General features: G+C 57.4%; 15 protein-coding genes and 1 pseudogene. 7 read left to right on the top strand and 9 right to left on the bottom strand.

The genetic code is table 11. The annotated features are described in order from the left end of the window. Nucleotides 1–38: 38 nt before the first annotated feature. Nucleotides 39–737 carry an antitoxin Xre/MbcA/ParS-like domain-containing protein gene (locus BLS48_RS24140; RefSeq protein ID WP_143019495.1) on the bottom strand — a complete coding sequence of 233 codons (699 nt, stop codon included), beginning with the start codon at nt 735–737 and terminating at the stop codon, nt 39–41. A 1,059-nt stretch (nt 738–1,796) separates the two neighbouring features. Here BLS48_RS24140 and BLS48_RS24135 point away from each other — a divergent pair. Continuing rightward, on the top strand, nt 1,797–2,960 hold the full coding sequence (locus tag BLS48_RS24135; protein WP_091583109.1) for a porin: 1,164 nt from the start codon (nt 1,797–1,799) through the stop codon (nt 2,958–2,960). Between the two features lie 327 nt (nt 2,961–3,287). On the opposite strand, the gene BLS48_RS24130 is transcribed toward BLS48_RS24135, so the two are convergent. Together BLS48_RS24130 and BLS48_RS24125 are read right to left on the bottom strand one after the other, a co-directional pair. Continuing rightward, the gene (locus BLS48_RS24130; protein WP_091583213.1) at nt 3,288–4,940 is read right to left on the bottom strand and encodes a tetratricopeptide repeat-containing sulfotransferase family protein; all 1,653 of its coding nucleotides are present in this window, start codon (nt 4,938–4,940) and stop codon (nt 3,288–3,290) included. Nucleotides 4,941–5,290: 350 nt separating this feature from the next. Then, on the bottom strand, nt 5,291–6,103 hold the full coding sequence (locus BLS48_RS24125; protein ID WP_091583106.1) for a hypothetical protein: 813 nt from the start codon (nt 6,101–6,103) through the stop codon (nt 5,291–5,293). 659 nt (nt 6,104–6,762) lie between these two features. Between BLS48_RS24125 and BLS48_RS24120 the strand changes: the two genes are divergently transcribed. Next, a complete protein-coding gene (locus BLS48_RS24120) occupies nt 6,763–8,115 on the top strand; it encodes a hypothetical protein (protein ID WP_143019494.1) in 1,353 nt (450 codons plus the stop codon). Nucleotides 8,116–8,370: 255 nt separating this feature from the next. Here BLS48_RS24120 and BLS48_RS36330 read toward each other — a convergent pair whose 3' ends face one another. After that, nucleotides 8,371–8,472: a phosphatase PAP2 family protein gene (locus tag BLS48_RS36330; RefSeq protein ID WP_420871210.1), complete on the bottom strand. Its 102-nt coding sequence runs from the start codon at nt 8,470–8,472 to the stop codon at nt 8,371–8,373. A 14-nt stretch (nt 8,473–8,486) separates the two neighbouring features. Here BLS48_RS36330 and BLS48_RS35975 point away from each other — a divergent pair. Then, a pseudogene (locus tag BLS48_RS35975) lies at nt 8,487–8,624 on the top strand (IS630 family transposase); the annotation flags it as partial. A gap of 12 nt (nt 8,625–8,636) precedes the next feature. Here the strand turns inward: BLS48_RS35975 and BLS48_RS24115 are convergent. The 3 genes from BLS48_RS24115 to BLS48_RS36835 are packed head-to-tail and all read right to left on the bottom strand — an operon-like array spanning nt 8,637 to nt 10,808. Further along, on the bottom strand, nt 8,637–9,629 hold the full coding sequence (locus tag BLS48_RS24115) for a HupE/UreJ family protein (protein ID WP_091583101.1): 993 nt from the start codon (nt 9,627–9,629) through the stop codon (nt 8,637–8,639). Continuing rightward, the gene (locus tag BLS48_RS24110; RefSeq protein ID WP_244529827.1) at nt 9,626–10,483 is read right to left on the bottom strand and encodes a peptidylprolyl isomerase; all 858 of its coding nucleotides are present in this window, start codon (nt 10,481–10,483) and stop codon (nt 9,626–9,628) included. The genes BLS48_RS24115 and BLS48_RS24110 overlap by 4 nt, the downstream gene beginning before the upstream one ends. Before the next feature lie 46 nt (nt 10,484–10,529). Beyond that, nucleotides 10,530–10,808 (bottom strand): helix-turn-helix domain-containing protein, encoded by a 279-nt coding sequence (locus BLS48_RS36835; protein ID WP_425284738.1) that lies wholly within the window; start codon nt 10,806–10,808, stop codon nt 10,530–10,532. 222 nt (nt 10,809–11,030) lie between these two features. On the opposite strand from BLS48_RS36835, the gene BLS48_RS24100 reads away from it, so the two are divergent. The 3 genes from BLS48_RS24100 to BLS48_RS24090 all read left to right on the top strand — a co-directional run bounded on the left by BLS48_RS24100 (nt 11,031) and on the right by BLS48_RS24090 (nt 14,327). Next, nucleotides 11,031–12,971 carry a DUF3604 domain-containing protein gene (locus tag BLS48_RS24100; protein WP_091583096.1) on the top strand — a complete coding sequence of 647 codons (1,941 nt, stop codon included), beginning with the start codon at nt 11,031–11,033 and terminating at the stop codon, nt 12,969–12,971. Nucleotides 12,972–13,203: 232 nt separating this feature from the next. Further along, a complete protein-coding gene (locus BLS48_RS24095) occupies nt 13,204–14,007 on the top strand; it encodes a DUF2092 domain-containing protein (RefSeq protein ID WP_244529826.1) in 804 nt (267 codons plus the stop codon). Further along, nucleotides 14,004–14,327, top strand: coding sequence for a hypothetical protein (locus BLS48_RS24090; protein WP_091583090.1), 324 nt, complete (start codon nt 14,004–14,006; stop codon nt 14,325–14,327). Before BLS48_RS24095 ends, BLS48_RS24090 begins: the two co-directional genes overlap by 4 nt. Nucleotides 14,328–14,897: 570 nt before the next feature. On the opposite strand, the gene BLS48_RS24080 is transcribed toward BLS48_RS24090, so the two are convergent. Continuing rightward, nucleotides 14,898–15,254 (bottom strand): ArsR/SmtB family transcription factor, encoded by a 357-nt coding sequence (locus BLS48_RS24080; RefSeq protein WP_091583087.1) that lies wholly within the window; start codon nt 15,252–15,254, stop codon nt 14,898–14,900. Between the two features lie 438 nt (nt 15,255–15,692). Then, the gene (locus BLS48_RS24075; RefSeq protein WP_091583085.1) at nt 15,693–16,304 is read right to left on the bottom strand and encodes an efflux RND transporter periplasmic adaptor subunit; all 612 of its coding nucleotides are present in this window, start codon (nt 16,302–16,304) and stop codon (nt 15,693–15,695) included. A 436-nt stretch (nt 16,305–16,740) separates the two neighbouring features. Between BLS48_RS24075 and BLS48_RS24070 the strand changes: the two genes are divergently transcribed. Then, on the top strand, nt 16,741–17,208 hold the full coding sequence (locus BLS48_RS24070; RefSeq protein ID WP_091583082.1) for a hypothetical protein: 468 nt from the start codon (nt 16,741–16,743) through the stop codon (nt 17,206–17,208). Nucleotides 17,209–17,264: the final 56 nt, after the last annotated feature.

Genomic DNA, 17,264 nt, shown 5'->3' with positions numbered 1-17,264 from the left:
GGAGCGCCGGACGACGCGCTAGGCTGGCGCCAGACGCTCTAAGCGCCGTGCTCCGAAGCAAGGCCCGCTGCGGCGACCACATCAGCAACCTTGCCCCTCAGAAGGGCATCGATTGGCGGAGTTGCAGCAAATTTTTCGTTCGGTGACATCAGCCATTGCCACGTGGACCGATGGTCGCCAAAGACCGCTATCAACGCTGCTATCCCGTCAGCGGGTCGAGCATCAACGAACTGCTTCAAGGGGAAAACAAATCTGCTGCTGCCCGTCTTAAGTGCAATGGCCTCGTCGCGTTTTTGCCAGCGGAAGAGTGTAGACCTCGGTATTCCAAAGTGTCTCTCTATCACTGTGGGACCGGCTACCGGCCCAGCCCAATCAGCTGGCAGACTGATCGGGTACTGCGATGGAGCCGGAGGAGGCACCGCCTTGAAGCGGCTCAATCGAGGATCGAAACGTCCTTGCGCCTGTTCAACAAGCTGAACCATGAGTGCCCGAGCGAGAGGCTCAAGGTTATCCTCGACCGTTGGCAGGGCGCGCTGAACAGACTGCGTTTGGACCGCAACACTGGATGCTATGAACGCAGCCAATTTTGCCGCGATCCTAAGCGCCGGCTTTCCGATCGTCGGGTCGTGTTCACTAATCAGCCTTGTCACGGCAGCGGCCAGTGAATCTTCCAGCAACTGCCGGTTGGACTGCTTAACAATGTTGCCCCTGCGCGAGAAACGTCGTCTTGTGGTCACGTCAACTGCCTGCCTTGAACCGCTACCAACTGAATGATGCCGATGTCTCGAATATGCGGATTTGCTTGTTTCCGCAGCCACTCCTCAGCCAATCAGCATCAAGACCAGCGGGCCGGCAAGATTTTCCACTAACCGGAGGATTGAGTGTCCACAAGGAATGCACCCTTGGCTGTCAGGAGACTGGTCTGGCCGAAGCTACTTTACCAGATAACCTCTTAGGCTTCATCCGCCTTCATGCAATTCGCCCGAGGTTTCGGTGCAGGCAAGCGTCGCCCTGGGACAGACAGCCTGTCCCCGCAGCAGCGGTGCCTTCTTCAGTGCCGAGCGTCAGGTCCTGCTAAGGTAAAGCGAGCAAGATCGGTAGGACCATTGGCCTTTGGGGCCTTCCTGGTGGCCTTTTTCACAGCGGCCGGCGGCTATGCCCTCGCTGTCGGACGGATCGCTCTTCGTCTCCCGTGTTGCGCAAAAATAGCAAAAACAAAAGGGGTTTGATCGTCGCTTGCCGATCCATTTCAGCGGATGTCTCCGATTGGTGCGGATCGGTCGGCTGGCGCATAGTAGATGGTCATACGCGGCTGATGCCCAAGCCACATTCGAATTCCGCCCACCTCTTCCTCGCCGCTGGTAGGGAATTGCCGGCATGTTCGCGACACCGAGGCCAATGGTTTAGGAAGCCGGCTTCTGCTGATTAGACGCTTTCGCCATGCGGCGTTTCTGCGGCAATTCCCTGGCCGACGACTCGGGACCATCGCCGCAATTCCGGCGGCCCGTCGCCGGATTCGCCAGGATTGCAAGGAGCTGCAGAGGGCCAATGGTTAATGAGAACTTTCGGAGTGAGGCCAAATCGTGACGTTTCTGCAACACAGCCCTGGGATAGCGCAGGGATCCAGGCATTGCGGGTACGATCGTGGTTGAACACCGCCGCCCCATGGGTAATGTCGATTTCGAAGGAGCGGCGCGGTGCGCATCTTTTTCGGTAGTGGGGATGGGGCAGGGAACGCTGTCCTTCAGCAAAGAATACCCAGACCCGTTTTTTAACTTTTGACTGGAGGTCAGAAAATGAACATCAAGAGCCTTCTTCTCGGCTCCGCTGCGGCCCTGATCGCAGTTTCCGGTGCGCGCGCCGCCGACGCCGTCGTGGTTGCCGAGCCGGAACCCGCTGAATACGTCAAGATCTGCGACGTCTACGGCGCTGGCTACTTCTACATCCCCGGCACCGAAACCTGCCTGCGCATCGGCGGCTACGTCCGTTATGACATCGGCCTGGGCGATGTTGGCTCGTATGACGGCGCGAAGTCCTTTGACCATGAGGACGGCACCGAGCACTCAACCTGGTACAAGAACGCCCGCTTCACGCTGAAGACCTGGACCGGCCAGGAAACGGAACTCGGCACCTTGAAGACCTACACCGAAACCCGCTTCAATTTCGGCAACCGCAACGCCTACGGCGCCAGCACCACCGGCGGCGATCTCCTGGGCAATCCTGCCGGCAACAAGGGTGTCTCGCTGAATTTCGCCTGGATCCAGCTCGGTGGCCTGCGCGTCGGTAAGGACGAATCCGCCTTCGATACGTTCATCGGCTACGCCGGCAACGTCATCCAGGATACGCTCGTCCCCTACGGCGATTTCGACACCAACGTCGTCCAGTACTACTTCGACGCGGGCAACGGCTTCTCGGCCGTGGTCTCTCTCGAAGAAGGCGCGGGCGTCGTCGGCACGATCGACAGCTATGTTCCGCATGTCGTCGGCGGCGTGAAGTGGACGCAGGGCTGGGGCGCCATCACCGGCGTCGTTGCTTATGACAGCAACTATGAAGAAGTGGCTGGCAAGGTCCGCTTGGACGTGAACGTCTCCAGCGCCCTGTCTCTGTGGGTCATGGGTGGCTACGGCTCCGACGGCAACCTCAACGACGCGACCTGGGCAATCCCGGCCGGCGGCCGCGGCTTCTACAAGCAGTGGGGCGGCAACTGGGCAGTGTGGGGCGGTGGCACCTACAAGTTCAACGAGAAGACCTCGTTCAACGCCCAGATCTCGTATGACGAATGGAAGAATCTCGGCGTTGCCGCGAACGTCGCTTACGACATCGTCCCCGGCTTCACGGTCACGGCCGAAGTCGACTACCTCAATGCAGGCAAGTTCGACGACGCCGACTTCTCCAACTGGACGAATGCCGACAAGAAGAGCAGCATCGGCGGTATGCTCCGCTTCCAGCGCTCGTTCTAATCAGCTACGTCTGACTGAAATCGAAACCCGGCGGGCGACCGCCGGGTTTTTTCGTGGCATATGGTACCAGGGCTTTGGGCTGTGGGGGCGCCGGCCGCCGCGACGTGGCGGCCCGCTTCGTTGGCGAAAGCTTTCCAACTCGGAGGCCGGATCAGGGCAAGGCGCGTGCACATGCGTTTCGACGCTGACCGCGGCGATGTCAGGTGAACTGCGCGGCGCCGCCAGAAAATTGTTCGCTGGCATAGCCGCTGGTGTTCGGCCTCTGTCAGGGCCGCCTACGTTGGGACGCAGTCCGAGATCGGTGCACGCGGCAGGAAGCGCATCTGTTCAACGTTCAGCCAGATCGCCCAAGGCTTCGATCAATGGCGGGATCTTGCTTTCGTAGTTTTTCCAGCGCTTAACAGACGATTTGTAGATCGGCTGGCGAACTTGCCAGCGGCTGATCGTTCTGACCGACCCAGCCTTGTTGAAAAAGCGAAGACAGGCATCGTCCCAGGTCAAGCCAAGGTGATCTATGAGGCGACGCGATTGCCCTTCCTGGTCCGAAATGAGGTCTTCATAGCGATTCTCGAAAATTCTTCCCGGGAGTATCGTCTGCCAATGGCGCATGAGCCGATCATACTCACGATAGGCCAGCCCCAGAGTCCTAAGGTCGTAACTGTAGCTGTGGCCTTCTTGAAGGTTTGAAAAGAAGCAAGAAAGACAATTGTCGATTGCATCGCGCCTGCAATGAATAAATCGCGCGTTCGGGAAAAGGATAGCTATGAGACCGATAAGCTCGAAATTATGAGGCATTTTGTCGATAATGCGTGGCGCGGTAGCCGAATAAAGACGCAAGTAGGATAGATAGTCCTCAGCCAGCGCATGCGATTTCTGGATCGTCATCGATCGTACTGACTCTCCAAAAGATTGTCCCGGCTTCAGCTTCAAACCGAGCGAGGCCGCTATTCGCCCCATTTTCGTGAGCTCTCCCGCCCCGTGAACGTCTGGATGGCTTGAGCAGATTTGCTCAGTCAGGGTGGTGCCCGAGCGCGGCATCCCGAGGACAAAGACGGGCGCTTCGGACGGGTTACCATACCCCGCTTTGGCTGCCAGAAAGTCTGCATCGAATAGCCTGATCAGGGAATCGACCCGCTTGCGATGGGAATCCATGTCAAAATCACGGGCCTTCAGTGTCTTGGCCTTGAGAAAATGATCCATCGCCTCGTCATAACGGCCAAGGTCGTTCAAAACCTTGCCTGCCGCCAGATGAAACCCGTACGACTCGTCGGCGGAAATCGCCGGTTTGCCAAGTTCGTCCAGGATGGACTTGAGTTCGGGCGGCTCGGTGGAAAATTTTCGACTATTCACAAGAGAGTGGTAGGCTCCAGGCACGTTCATACGCCGGGCGATGGCTTCCTTTAGACAGATTGCTGCCTCGTCCATCCGTCCGAGGTTGATAAATGTATCCGCCAAGCCAATCCGGGCTTGCGAATGATCGCGATTGATCTCCAGTGCCCTCTCGAAGAGAGGCAATGCCATGTCGGCCTTGTCAAACTTGGCATAGGCCTGTGCCAAGCCACAGAGGGCCTCTACCAGATCAGGCTTCAATTCGCAGGCGCGCTGCAGATGTTTGATCGCCGGGGGGTAGTCGCCGACCTTCAGGCAGGCTTCGCCCAAACTCAGCTGGTAGAATGGGTTGTTGGGCTCCCGTGCGGCAGCGCGGGCAAAATAATTAATGGCCAATTCATCGTCGAAGCCAAGCCCAAGCGTGCCGAGAATATACAAAGCCAGGGCGTGGTTTGGCGAGCGTGCGAGAACGCGATGGCATAGCTCCTCAGCTTCCGGAAGCCGCTCCGCTTTCTGGAGTTCAAGAGCCTGTCTCAGCAACACATCATCGGCTTGCGCGCGCGGCAAAGGCATTGCTTTTGGCGGCGTGATTTTTGGCCCGGATTGAACCTTGAGATGCTTGGACCAGGCAGGCGGCAGTCGAGTGCTCATCATGTCTCGCTAGCAAAAAAGGCCGGCCGAATCTAGCGCTGGGAAAATTGGAGTGCCCAAAGACTGCACCGGCCAATCGATCGGGCTAGATACCACAACGGGCTTGACCGAACGCGATTAAGGATAATCAGGCCCCGGACTCCGAGCCTCGCAAACATTATGCCAAAAGAGCTCTTGCTGGATAGTCGTCCTACGCCCGGCGCAGCGGGCTTCAGCGACAGTTACACATTGTTCCCAATCTTCGGCTGCCACCAACTTCGTAGGTGGGCGACCCGCCCAGGAATTGAGCTCGCCCCTTTACGGCCTCACTACACCTTGTTGAACTTGACTCTGGTCTGCGGTTCTTGTGGCTATTTGGGAAAGAGCAGCGTCAGGCTCGCGCGAAAGCCGAGCCCGTCAGGCCCGCTGTCCGGGCTCGCGGCCCAGTAGCGCAAGCCCGCGCCGAGGCTCACCGGCTGCTTGTCGATGACGACAAGCTTGGCAACCGTGAGATTGATCGGCACCGACCATTGATGCGCGATCCAATTGTAGGAGCTCTCGGTGTTGATTCCGAAAGTCCAAGCATCCTTGGTTGTGTAGGAGAGGAATGGCTGCAGGAAGGTGGAATTGATGTCGGCGCGCTCGCTGTCGCCAGCGAACGACCAGATGTGGTTAGCAAGAATGCCAACTGTCCATGGGCCGATCTGCTTCAGTGCCACGGCGGTCGGACCTGCTCCCCACTTTTTGCCGCCAAGCAGGTCGTCGGTTGCCGTCGGAATCAGGAATACCGGACCGACACCCCAGATGATGCCGTTTTCGCTGGGTTTCTTGGGCGAGAAGAAAAAGCTCTGGTTGAGATCGCTGAGACCGGACTGATCGCCGGAGGGGCCGGCTATATCGTGCTGCCAGACCACAGGCAAGATGGTGCGAGAGATGACGTTCCAATTGTCATTGAGCGAGACGGGGATAACGGCCTGGATGTTGACAAAGGCCTTGTAGCCGTCGTTCGGGCCGTAACCGCTGTCATAGTTGAACTGGAACGGTACGCTGATCAGCGAAGCGATGGGGTTCGAGATCTTCTTGGCCAGATCCTCACTCGCTTCCTGGGCTACCGCAAGACCGCAGAAACCCGCGGTGAAAGTCAGGGCGATCGTACCAACGCGATGAAGCCAGGAGAATTTCATTGGATACCGGGATGTCAAAAAAACCGCCGCGTCAATCTGGACACTTTAGTTGAATCTTAATCAGAAGCAAGCCGCCTCCGGCTAACGAGTCAGCTTGAGAATTCCGCCCGGCATGCCCTCTGCGCAACGAGGTCGGTTGTTCATGTCGCGACCTGTGATCCGCCTTCTGGATGCTGCGTTTAGCTACCAGTGACGGTCACAGGGCAGGCGTGGAGGCTATCGAAGACCTCGCCCGGCCACCAACCTTGCCGCGTCGCCTTGCCAGTTCCAAAGCAGTCTTGTGGTCTTCCCATTTCGGCTGGAGAAAAGGAAGACGCAGCCGGGCTAGCTGCATCGGTCCATTGCATGATCTTTCGCGCTGAATTCGGCGGCATGACATCGGCTACGCGAAGCTGATCAAGCTCTGTCGGGCCTTGCCTGACAGGCGCAAGGGCCGGCGTCACCTTACATAGTGGCGCTGACCGGCCGCGATTTCCCAAGCCTTCTCCTCGCTCTGACCAGAATTGACTACAGATCAAAACGCAGCCGTGCGGCACTTACGGCAAGATGAATTCAGCTCAAAGCGCAAGATGAGACTTGTTGGAAACCTGTCAGTTTGCCAAGGATGAATTGGCTGTCGATTCAGCCGTTTTCTAAATCAACCCACAAGGGGGCAGGGGGTGGGAATCAGCTTCGACAATGATATGCGGATCGCAGGGTACCGGCCCGCGATCTTCAAAGAAGCATTGCGTGGCTTCATGAGAACGGGAATGCCCGGGAACTTGATTGACCTCAGGTCGGTCTTCCCGTTGCGCCGCGATGGGGCAATCGTGTTTGAAGAGTGTCTTGATCGACGGCTGATCGGAGCAGACAGGCTCACCGTGACCGAGAGCGGTGAAGCGATCGCATATGCAAGGGCGAAACGTCGAACGCCAATTGCAAAGGCGCAGACACTGCTCAATGAATTTCTCCGCAGTGTAGAAGCCCTCAATCGTGACCCCAAAGCCGTCACGTACGTCGATGAGGTTTGGCTCTTCGGCAGCGTCATGCGGGGGCAGGAAAATGTTGGCGATATTGATCTGGCTCTGAAGACAACCCGACGTCCCGAGTTCGCTGGTCGCTATGACTTGATGCAAGACCACCTCGATGACCTCTTGTCCGCCTATCCCGATGCTCCGAGACATTGGCAAATGAATTGGTTGAAGGAGAGCTGGGTTACGAACCGCGCTCTCTATGGGCCCCGCAGACATCCACTACTTGCTGGCGTTCATGACGGCGTTTCAGACCTCATTTCGCTAGGCGTACCCTGCCGACTGATCTACGACCGCGAGAGAGGCGGTGAGGTCGACGAACCGATCCAACCATGGCATCCCGATTCAAGCGGGCGCAGAGATGGACTGGGCCAACCGACTGAAATGCCAGATTTTACACCAAACCTAATCCGCCCGATGGATGCCAGGTGGATTGCCGGATTTTCCGCGGCCGGCATGCTTTCGCCCTACGATATCTTTCGAGGCTGGACTGATGAAGCGTACAGGATGTTTCCCGAACATCCAAAAGGCTTGCGTATCGCAGCAGATGACTTTTGCCCGCACGGCGATTTCTGGAAACCAAAACGGCTGGAAATGAAAGGTCTCGATGGGCGAAACTCGATCGCTTTGATCAATGCAATGAATCGTTGGGGAACGAGTATCGTTCTCAATCGATCGATCGAGACATGTTCAACGGCCTGGACACTTCACGCAAGTTTCACCGACCTCGAACTCTATCGGAGCCGCACGCGGCTTGAGCTTGTCTCATTGCCCGACATTGCAGCAGCGGCATCGCTTATTCTGGCTGTAGACGCCGAGCGAATGCTTCGTCGCGGCGCCGAGATACACGGCGCGCCTGCCGCGCGTATTCAGGTAACTAGCGACACCGCAAGGGACGGTCTCCAGGAGCACCTCATCGAGCCGGTACGCGAAATTCTAAACAGCCGTGCAATTCGCATCGAACCCTTGGATTGGCGAGGCTCGCAAGTGGAAGTCCTTTAGTGGCTGTTCGACAGGCACCGAACGTCGATCGTTTCTGCTGTGCCTTGAGCGCATAGGTAAATGGATGGGGGCAACGTTGAGGCCGCATTCCCCGCACTGCAGATCCTGGCGCGACGCCAACAACTCCCTGACCTGCCACTGAACTGTCATCCAGCTGCGATTAGAGCCTCGAGCGTTTTGATCCGATACCGTTCTTTGGACCGCCGGAAGGTGGAGTTTCCCGGCTGGTCACACCCGCTTCGGCCTTTCCTGAAACTATAACGCGGCTGTCCAACACAGGATCGCCCAGCCAGAACCAATGCACCATCTGGCCAAGACATCTGTGGGATGGTGGACCGCGAGATAGACCCGGCTTATCCGTACGGCCAGAAAAGCTCAAGGCGCTGTTGCACGCCAAGGCCGAGCGGACCATCTCCGCCTTGTGGAATACAGTCGGCGCCGTTGTCGACCTTTTTACGCCCGCAGAATGCGCCAACTACTTCAAGGCCGCTGGATATGACCCGGATTAAATCGGACGTGCTCTAATTGCCAAATGCGGCAAGTCTGGCAATCAGCCAGAATGTAGCGGTCATACCGATGGCGTAAGCCGCCGCGCTTCGTGCGAGGTACGGCATGATCCGCAGCACCCTTCGGGCGGCTGCCAACAGCGTCAGTACCGCTCCGATAAACATGAGTTGCCCGACTTCGACACCAAGATTGAACGTCAGCAGCGCCATGGGAACATCCGACTGCGGAAGGCCGATCTCCTTCAGGGCGCCGGCAAATCCGAAGCCATGCAGCAGGCCGAAGGTGAATGCCACGGCCCATGGGTATTTTTCAGAGAGCCGCAACTGCTTCGGTTCGGACTTGAGAATCTCGCTCGCAACAAAGGCGATGCTGAGGGCAATCGCTGCTTCCACGGGCTTCTGCGGCAGACTGAAGTAGCCGAGGGCCGCTCCCGCAAGCGTGATGCTATGCGCCACTGTGAAAGCGGTGACCGTTTTTATCAGTCGTCTCAAGTCATGGATCAGAATAATGAGAGCAAGGACAAAGAGCAGGTGGTCAAACCCGCTCATGATATGGTCGACGCCTAGAACGAGATAGGTGTAAGCGACGTCCCAAGTGGTTTGCTGACCGGCGACGACAAAGGAAGGCGAGTCGGCCTTTAGCCTTGCGATTTCCGTCACTCCGTCGGCGTACACGATATGTGCCAGAACGTCGGTCATCGTGGAACTGAGTCCGTTGATGCTGATGGTCTTTCCTTTGAGCCCGCCTTTGCAGTCTGTGGACCACCGCTCAAGATAGGCCCCGCCCTCGATGGATGTTGTCGGTTCGGCTTTTGAGACGCAGTCTGACGGCAGCCGCAGATCGAGTGCGAGACGCATTTCTCCTATGGCCGGCACTTTCCACAGCACCGTAAACTGGTGAGGCGCAGCTTCGTGCATATCGAGATAAGCTGGCCGGAGCTCATGTGCCGCCACAGGTCGGGCAGCAATCAATAGCAGCAGCCCGAGGACCAACCACAGTCGCTTCATGGCGCAGTTCCCTCGACATTCGGCGCAGTCTCGATCACCACCTGATAGCGCTTGAGCCACTCGGCCAGCCGGCGCTCCTCGACTTCGTGACGTTTCGCCTGAATCCATTCGGCCTGTACGGTATCGTGGACCTCCGTTAGTGCGGGAAGTCTCCCCGCTTGTCTCTCGGTGACGCGAATGAGATGGAAACCGTACCCGGATCGTACCGGGCCGACCCATTGCCCAACGGGAGCTCTGCGTGCGCCGTCCGCGACCTCTGCTCCGTAGGTCTCCGCGACATTCGTAAGGCGTGTCAGGCTTAGACTGGAGGGTAGCATTGTTGGGTCGCCAAGAGTTGACAAGCCCGTTTCCGGCTTTGCCTTGAGCGTTGCCAGCAGCGCAGCGGCGTCCCCCGCGATGCTGTCGCCATGACGTTCGGCGTTGAGAAAAACCTGCTGCAAGGCTATCTGCGGCTCGATCTCGAAACTGTGGGGGTGGGCGACAAGATAGGCTTGCAGTTCGGTGTCGGTCGGAGCCACGCTCTCGGCCTCGGCACTACTGAAGAACTCCATCTTCTGGCGCAGCCGCCTCCGGATGACGGTGTCGTCCTTATCGAGCCCGAGGACAAGCGCCTGGCGAACGTATAGCTCCTCCTTCACGTAGTCGTCGATCATTGCCTTGACCTCCTCGGCATTTGGAGGCCGTTGCCATGTTTTCACGAAGATCTCTGACAGCTGGGCAATCTTGGCAGAAGTTATGGTGATGCGGTTCGACGACCAGCTATCTCCACTAATGAAAGAATAGACACCAAATATCAGCGCGCCGAGCAATATGAAATGGACTAAAGGTTCTCTGATGATCTTCGCAGTGGTCATTGTCGTCTTGCTTTTCAATGTGCGGGCGAAAAGTAAGTTAGAGACTTCATCTGTTGCTCTCAAGAACCAACTCACTTGGAGTCTTGCCCGTCCAGCCCTTCACGGCGCTTATAAGAATGGATGGCGATTCGTATCCGATAGCGGAACTCACCTCAGCAATCGACGTCCGGCCGTTGGTCAGCAGTTCCAAACCCACCTCCCGGCGGACCTGTTCGATGAGTTCGGAGAGGCTCGTACTTTCCCCCGCGAGAAGCCGTTGCAATCTGCGGGGGCTCACATTGCAGTACCGCGCAACCTTCCGAATGTTCGCCTCGCCCCAGGGCAACAAGTGCCTCAGCAGATAACAGACTGAACGGCGCAAGCCGCCATGTCGGGACTCATATTGGAGCGCCCAACTGCCATAATTTGGAAGCTCGTGCAGCGAAATCCTTGATCTAGGTCAAGGAACGCCCACTCAAATGCGCATACCCAATCAACTAAGGTCAGTCAGACCGTTCGTTTGGTTGACGGTCTTTGGAGCCAGGCATCGAATGGGGAGGAAAAACAAATGCGTACATCACTTCTCAGAGGCGCACTACTAGGAGCGACGGCTCTTGGCTTGTGCCACCCTGCCTTTGCTGACGGGGACGCTGGCCAGGTCACAAAAGAAAAGATCGAAAAGGTATTTCCTTCCAAGCGGCCATACTCGCCTTATGCCGATCGTAATTTCCCGACGCGGCCGCTATTCGGTGATACCCACCTTCACACCGCCGTGTCCTTCGATGCGGGCATTTTCGGTGCCCGTCTGTTACCTCGAGATGCTTACCGCTTTGCCAAGGGCGAACAGGTCACAACGAACACTGGACAGCAAGCAAAGTTATCGCGTCCGCTCGATTTTCTCGTCGTAGCCGATCACTCAGATAATATGGGTCTGTTCCCGGACCTTGCGGCTGGTAAGCCGAACATTGTGGCGGATCCGCAGGGCCGCAAATGGTACGACATGATGCAGGAGGGCAAAGGTCAGCAAGCCGCCCTGCAGGTGATCGGTGCCTTTTCTGATGGGAGTTTCCCAAAAGCATTGGTCTATGAACCTGATACTGCTGCTTTCAAGTCCACATGGTTGGACACCATCCAGGCGGCTGAAGAGAACAATGATCCCGGCCGGTTTACAGCCTTCATTGGATATGAGTGGACCGCCCAGGGGTCTTTCAACATTCACCGAAACATCATTTTCAAGGATGGTGGAGAGCTTGCCCGTCAGTCCCTTCCCTTTACGACGGGCGCACCACTGGGCAGTCCCAGGGAGACGGATTTGTGGAAATGGATGGCGAACTACGAGTCGAAGACCGGCGGCGATGTGCTTGCCATCGCCCACAATGGCAATGTGAGCAACGGTCTGATGTTTCCGTTCATCCAACCGTTCACGGACAAGCCGGTCGATCAGGAGTATGCGGAAGCCCGCCATAGATGGGAGCCCGTCTACGAAGTGACGCAGATGAAGGGCGACGGCGAGGCACATCCTTTCCTGTCACCTAATGACGAGTTTGCCAACTTCGAAAAATGGGACAAGGGCAATCTCGACATGAGCGAGGCGAAGAAACCAGAGATGCTGGAGCATGAATATGCCCGGTCTGGATTGAAGCTCGGGCTCAAGATGGAGAAACAATTCGGCGTCAATCCTTTCAAATTCGGAATGATCGGTTCGACTGATGCGCATACAGGGCTTCCTGCAGTCGAGGAAGATAATTTCTGGGGCAAAGTCGCACCCATGGAGCCCAGCGCAGAACGCCTGACGAATACGTTCGTCAAGAACGCAAAGACCGGCATTACTGTCAATGACAGAGATGTCGTCGCGGCAGGCTATGCCGCGGTTTGGGCAACGGAGAACACCCGGCAGTCGATCTTTGACGCAATGGAGCGCCGCGAGGTCTATGCCACGACGGGCACCCGCATGGCCGTCCGTCTATTTGGTGGTTATGAGTTCACTGAAGCCGATGCCAAGAGCCGCAACCCTGCTGTCGCAGGCTACGGAAAGGGCGTGCCCATGGGCGGAGATCTTGGTGCACCACCTGAAGGCAAGGTTCCAACCTTCCTTATTGCTGCGTTGAAGGACCCCATCGGCGCCAATCTCGACCGCTACCAGATCATCAAGGGCTGGTTGGATGAGAAGGGCGAAACCCATGAGAAGGTTTACGACGTCGTGTGGTCCGGCGACCGCAAGCGCGGGGCGGACGGAAAGGTGCCGGCAGTTGGCAATACGGTCGATGTGGCGAATGCAACATGGACCAATAGCATAGGGTCCCCCGAACTGATCGCTGCGTGGAAGGATCCCGAATTCGATCCCAAGCAGAGCGCATTCTACTACGGTCGCGTACTTGAAATTCCGACGCCGCGCTGGACGACGTATGATGCCAAGTATTACGGCCTTCCTGTTCCGACCGATGTTCCATCATCGATCCAGGAACGCGCCTACACTTCGCCTATCTGGTACACACCGGCGAAGTCATAACGCAACACGACGGCGGCGCAGCGCGAACCGGACTGACGGCAAGCGCTGAGCCTCCACAGAGCTCGATTGCCGGTCGCATGAAGGCCTGAGGGTAGGGGATGGAAGGTTTTCCAATACACGCTCTCTAGAGGCGGGATGTTCTGCTGCGGGTCGTAAATCAAGTAAGAGACCACCAGGCGCAAAGCCAGTCCTGAATGGATCTCTCCACTTTCACCACAAAGAGGAGCGAAAAATGTCACAAGAAATCATTGGAGGGAGCTTCCGGGCCGCAGTCGCGGTTACGGTGCTTTCGATGGCGATGGGTTGGACGTTGACAATGCCCGCCTGGGCCGACGAAGCGGGCGCGAAAAATTTGTTCAAGGCGATGTCTGACTATGTCAGCGGGCAGAAGACCATCTCGTTCAAGTACAATTCGAACGTCGAAATCGTGACACCTGATCTGCAGAAGTTGACTTTCGCCAGTTCCGGAGCGGCGATTGTCAATCGTCCTGACAAGATCCGCGTGACGCGGACAGGCGGCTTCGCTGATGTCGAATTGACGTATGACGGCAAGAGTCTTGGCCTCTATGGCAAGAACTTGAACGCCTTCACCAAGATTGCCATGACCGGCAGTCTCGACGAGGTGATAGACACGTTGCGATTTGACTTCGGGCTGGAGGCTCCTGCCGCCGACCTCCTGTCGAGCAATCCCAACGAGACCATGATGTCAAACGTCACGGACACCAAGGATCTCGGCAGCGGGGTAATCGGCGGCGTGGAGTGCGATCACCTGGCATTCCGAACCCTCGATACCGATTGGCAGATTTGGATAACGCAAGGTGACAAGCCGCGGCCCTGCCGGTTTACCATCACCAGCAAGACGCTGGCGCTTGCTCCGGAATACACAATCGAGGTCACGGAATGGAAAGATGGTAGCGATGTCGCCTCTGACGACTTCAACTTGAAGACAGCGGCGGATGCCAAGGAAGTCAAGGTTGAAGAATTGCAGGGGTTGGATGAAATTCCGAACCTTTCCGGTAAAGGAGATGGACAATGAAGAAGGTAATGAAGACGGCTCTCTTTGCGTTGGCAGTGCTGTTTGGCGCCGGGGACATGAATTTCGGCGGGCAAACAGGCGATGCAGGCGTGTTCAATTTCGTCTCCAAAGCTGAAGCTCGCGTCGGTCGTCCTCTGACCCCGGTCAGCGTGGCTGGCACCGCGCGCCGCACCACCCGCCGTGTCATCCGCCGTGGCGCCTATATTGCGGCTGTGCCCGCCGGTTGTGCCTATGGGACTTATAACGGCTATAGCCTCTACTACTGTGGCGGCACATACTACCAAAGATCCGGAAGCGGATACGTCATCGTCTATTTCTAGAATAAATCTGCTTGATACCAACGTTAGGGCGACCGCAATATGGTTGTCGCCCTCGGAATGCAGGGGCAGAATCGCAAGAGGGGGTACTCATGTCGTGAGTTTTTGGAATTTATTGGCGGCCAGTGACCGCAGCCGCGTTGTCTATGTTCGGCTACGTCCGCCGGAGTGGTAGTACTGGGGTGTATCGGGGGGCAGGCGTATGCGGCCGATCTGTCTGAACCAGTGCATAGCATGGGCAAGCATTTGCTCCAAGCAACCGTATTGAATTGAATTTGTTGAAATTCGGGCTGAAGGTGACGCGAACCGACCACTCGCAAAAGGACGGATGGACGGTGCGTATGTTGGCGAACTACATCTGGTCGTTTGCGGGCGACACTGGAAAGCTTAAATAAGGAAGTCGCCGCGCGGCTTTCGCTGCTGGAGAACACGGTCAAGCATCACATGACGCGGGTTCTGGGCAAGCCCAACCCGCACCGAGGCGGCGCTGCTGATGGGTGAGGCACGCGACCGCAACAGGAGACAGGCTCATTCCGGCGCTGATATCTGCTTCGGCGAAGCGGCCATCGATGCTTATGCTGTTCGCAACCGACGCAGCCTCTCGGTGAGGTAATGGGACCCGCCCGCGAGCAGTCTTTCGGTCACCAGGAAGCCATCCAGCATGGCAAGCAACTCACGCGTCGCACTGGATGAGCAGAAATAGTAAATCATCTTGCCTGCGCGACGGGTGTCAACGAGGCCAAAGGCGCGGAGCTTTGCAAGGTGCTGCGACAGGGCCGATTGGCTGAGCAGAACTTTCTCGGCGAGAATACTGACCGAAAGTTCGCCTGCGGCCAGATGGTTCATGATCAAAAGGCGCTTCTCATTTCCTTTCAAGGTGAGAAAGTCGGCGACAGTACCGGCGTCGGCATCAAGTCTTTTTGAAATCATCGAGTCGAGGCACTTTTGCTTTCGCGTCACGCTAATGCGGAACCGTAGGCTAACGCAACAGCAGGGCTTTGGATGCAGCGCTGCGATGCGTGCATCGCCGAAAGAACATGGGCGGGATCGAACTCCTCACTAGCGGCCGTCATCGTGACTCTCCCTCACTCCCTCACTCCCGCCACCCCTGCCATACACGCCTTATGCGCATAGATCGAAAAGATCGAAGGCCATCGCCGCGTCGCAGTTGGCATGTCGGTCTCTGTTCCTCTGGATGCCAGGGCATCAGTCGACGATGACGTGGAGCGAAGGGCCGGTGCAACTCGGGTGGCGAAGAACGGCGCTATCGCCTGATCATGTTGCAAACCGGACTGTCCGGAACCGGCCCCGTAGCAGCCGGACGGCAACGCGCCTTATTTCGGCCGTTCCGCCGTCTAATCGACAAATCTAAAGAGCTGCCGCTGACCTGGTGGCAAATGGTCTGCCGGCTTTCTTATCAAGACTGACCACGGCTGCAGAATGGTAGACCGGGATTAGCGAGAAAACTGTTCGGCGGTCATCCCTGAGCGCCTCCTCTGCGGACTGCCGAGACACCACGCTCTGCCCGGCAAGCGCCTGTCTGCGTGCATTTGCGTCCTTCTTCTGCGCCAGGATGGCTCGCGTCTTTCCCAAGTTGGCATTCGCCTTCTCGACGGTAGCATCGGCGACGAGCAAGGCAGCCTTGGCCTTCTCCAACTTTGCCTGTTGCTCACCCAGCGTCAGGCTTCCAAGCAGGTCACCCTGTTTGACGCGATCACCCTCGTCGGCCTTCAGCTCCACCAGGGTAGCGCCGACCTCGAAGCCGATATCGGAACGGATCCGGGCCTCGACGGTGCCAAGCCCGAAGACACGGACAGGGACATCGTGTTCCTCTGCCACAACCTCAACGGCGACCGGGCGGTTGTTGTAGAAGGCATACGCCCCAAAGCCGACCAAAATAACCATGGCCGCGACCAGCGGGTACAGGATTGCGGGCCTGCGGAACAAGGTTGCCGCCGCCGATGTTCGATTACCTTGCATGTTGCAGCCTCAGGCAGGTTCTCTACAGGACAATCGTCCGATAACGGCTCCGCCGTCACTCGTTCGCGGCTTGATTGCCAAAAAGCGCAAGCGGAGGGCGTCTGAGAAAATCCGCAAGACCGGTCGTTACCCAACCAACCATTCGCACGTTGCCTTTATATCCGTCAGGCGCGGCTACCTCTTTGATCTGCGGCAAATCACGACCGCCCTTTCAGCGGGACCGTAGACTGCATGGATTGACATCAACAGTTCACCGCGACTGTCGGCACCGGGTTCGAGCGCGCTTTGATACGACACCTAGTCAGGCGCTTTGGGAAACCCGAGGAGATTCCCTGGTCTCAGCTCACCCGGCAAGCATAAGCTTCAGATAGCGGCCGATGAGGATCGTCGTGGGATAAAGGACGTCCTCCTCGGTTCGGCGGCGAATGCGATCCAAGTGTTTGTCCGAGATCTTTCAACGAAACCGCCGCCGGATGAGTTCAGCAGCACGCGAGACGGTCTTTTCCGAACTGCCGCCGCGCCGTTTCTTCGTGAGGTGTGGCCGCAGGAACGGTCGCTGGCGACGCCTGGGGTCAGCGGCGCGCTTGCTGATCTTCCTGCGGCCTCAGGCGAGGCATTCGCCGATGCCGTGGACACGATCGCGCGCTTTCTCGTTCCGTTCGATTGCTGGTCGATGCTCGACTACGGCCTTTATGGCGATGAAGACGAAGCAAAGAAGCTCGCCATCATCAACGACGAGGCGAAGGCGCGGGCTCTCCTGAAGCTACTGGATCTGACGGTCGGCACGTCGGAGGGTGCTGTCATTCCTCATCTTACCGATGCATTGGATCAGATTTTGAAGGTTGATCCTGCACTTTCTACAAGCGCAATCTTTCGTCGCTTGGCGACTGCCGCTCGGCGCTAAAAACCCGACAGACAGGAAATTGATGCCTGCTACCGACGGTTCTGAAGCTTGGGCGC

The sequence above is a fragment of the Mesorhizobium qingshengii genome, from assembly GCF_900103325.1.
In the GTDB taxonomy this organism is placed as follows: domain Bacteria; phylum Pseudomonadota; class Alphaproteobacteria; order Rhizobiales; family Rhizobiaceae; genus Mesorhizobium; species Mesorhizobium qingshengii.
The sequence above is the reverse complement of the archived record's forward strand: the minus strand, read 5'-3'. Positions and strand labels throughout refer to the sequence as shown.